We start from the raw sequence: 2187 nt of genomic DNA on the forward strand, positions 1-2187 counted from the left end.
TTGTAGTGGTTCACTTCATGCACGAACACCTACGGAGGTAGGAATGCCCTCGTCCGGCTCGCTGGTCCCGGTCGTCTCCTACGCGCGCATCTCTGCCGACATCAAGCGGGACTCCCACGGCGTCAAGGACCAGCACAAGGCCAACCGGGAGACGGCGGCGCGCTACGGCTGGACGGTGGTCCATGAGTACACGGACAACGACAGGTCGGCGGCCAAGGTCGGGGTCGTCCGCGACGACTTCGAAGCGATGTTGACCGCGCTCCGGGCGGGCCGTCTCCCGGACGGCACCCATATACAAGGTGTGGTGATCCTCGCCGAGGACCGTCTAGCGCGTCGGCCTGGAGACTACGAACGGTTCGTAGAGGCTTTCACCTATCAGGACAACCGGGTGTTCGCGGACCAGCGTGGGCCGAAAGACCTCTACAGCGAAGACGTAGAGAGCATGGGTCTGTTCGGAGCGGTCATCTCCAAGATGGAGGTGCGCAAGATGCAACGTCGTATGCGGCGGTCGCATCGGGCTCGTGCGGAGGAGGGGCGGCCTGTCGGCGGGCCTCGTCCGTTCGGCTGGAAGGACGACCGGCTGAGCCTGGAACCGCGAGAGGCTGAGCCACTGGCCCAAGCGGTCAAGGACTTCCTGAGCGGCCGGTCCGTGCACTCGATCGTCAGGGACTGGCAGGACAGGGGCGTGAAGACGGCACGCGGCAACGAGTGGAGCGTCCGGTCTCTCAAGGTCGCGATGTGCAGTCCCCGCATCTGCGGGTGGCGGGAGATCCACGGCGAGTTGGTTCGTGGGGCGGACGGCACGTCCGTTCAAGGACAGTGGGAACCAATCGTCACCCCCGAGCAGTGGTCGGCCGTCCGGGCGGTCTTCGAGAGCCGCAAGGGGCACTTCGTAGGACGTGACATGAAGATCGGGCGTCCGCACCCTGCCGACTACCGGGACCACACCTATCTACTGTCGGGCATCCTGCGCTGCGGGCGGCGGCTCCCGGACGGGAAGCTCTGCAACACGCCTCTTCGCGCCAATCCTCAGAAGGATGGGCGACACACCTACACCTGTCTCAGCCGTTCCGAAGGTGGCTGCGGTGGTGTCTCCCGGCGTGGTGACCTGGTGGACATGTTCGTCTCTGAGGCGGTCTTGGCCAAGCTCGAAGAGGCGTCGTTCTCTGCTGGGCCTGACGACCAAGCGTGGCCTCGGGAGGCGGAACTCAAGGCCGTGGAAGAGCAGTTGGAGGCACTCACCCGGCAGTGGAACGCGCGGCAGATCACCAACGATCTGTTCTTCAAGCTGGTCCCTGGGCTTGAGCAGCAGATCAACGGGCTTCGTACCGAGAAGAACAAGCATGAAGCGGCGATCGCAGCGAAGGCGGCGCGGGACGACACGAGCGCCTCTGAGGTGCGGCGCCGTTGGTACCTCTCCGAGGAGGAGGGCGGGTTTCCCATCTCGGTGAAGCGAACCTACATCCGCTCGGCCCTGCACGCGGTGATCATGTACCCGGCGGGCAAGGGCAACAAGAAGTTCGACCCTGACCTACTCGACCCGGTCTGGCGCAACGACTGACAGTCGGTCGACGTCTGGCAAGCGAGCCTCGCCCCATCATCGGGGCGGGGCTCGTCTGGTGCTAGGCGGCGTAGGTGTTCAGCACGTCGCGGACTTCGGGCACGTCGCTGTACGGCTCCAACTTGGTGAGGACGACCCGGTTTCGCTGGGCCGTCCGGTCGCTGGCGAAGTCGGCCGAGAGGTCGAGCATCCGCCGCGCGGTCGCGGCGGCCTCCTCCGGCTCGTTGGCGTCCACCAGGGCCACGGCGAGCCACGAGAGGTACAGCGCCAACTCGCGCGTGTGTGTCGAGTCGTACCGGCTGAGTACCTCTTGCAGCAATGGCACGGCGCGCAACGGCTTGCGAAGTTCCGTGTAGACGCGGGCGTCCATCACGTCGAGTTCCTCGGGCGAGACCCAATAGGCCCATTCGGGCGGCTCCTGCGAGTCCTCGCTAGCCATGGCCTCATGCGCCTCCGCGAGAGCGCGCATCGCCGGTTGGGCGTAGCCCGCCTTGGCATGTGCCCACGCGACTCGGTCAAGGTAGAGCGCGCGGGCTTTGGCCGGTGCATCCGGCCCTGCCTCGTCCAGCGCTGCGCGGGCGAGACTGACGCCGTCGTCTTCGTGGTCGGTGTTGGAGAGTTGATAG

General features: G+C 65.9%; 2 protein-coding genes. One reads left to right on the plus strand and one right to left on the minus strand.

The genetic code is table 11. The features are described 5' to 3' along the window. Window positions 1-43: 43 nt before the first annotated feature. Window positions 44-1561, plus strand: coding sequence for a recombinase family protein (locus tag E1293_RS46520; protein WP_132206485.1), 1518 nt, complete (start codon window positions 44-46; stop codon window positions 1559-1561). Window positions 1562-1622: 61 nt separating this feature from the next. Here the strand turns inward: E1293_RS46520 and E1293_RS46525 are convergent. After that, window positions 1623-2187 (minus strand): NsdA family TPR-like regulatory protein (locus E1293_RS46525; protein ID WP_481726120.1); only part of this gene is annotated, 565 nt, incomplete at its 5' end.

Source organism: Actinomadura darangshiensis (assembly GCF_004349235.1).
GTDB lineage: Bacteria > Actinomycetota > Actinomycetes > Streptosporangiales > Streptosporangiaceae > Spirillospora > Spirillospora darangshiensis.

Coding starts and splice junctions, on each gene's coding strand:
- E1293_RS46520 (WP_132206485.1), top strand. CDS start 44: ATGCCCTCGTCCGGCTCGCTGGTCCCGGTCGTCTCCTACGCGCGCATC.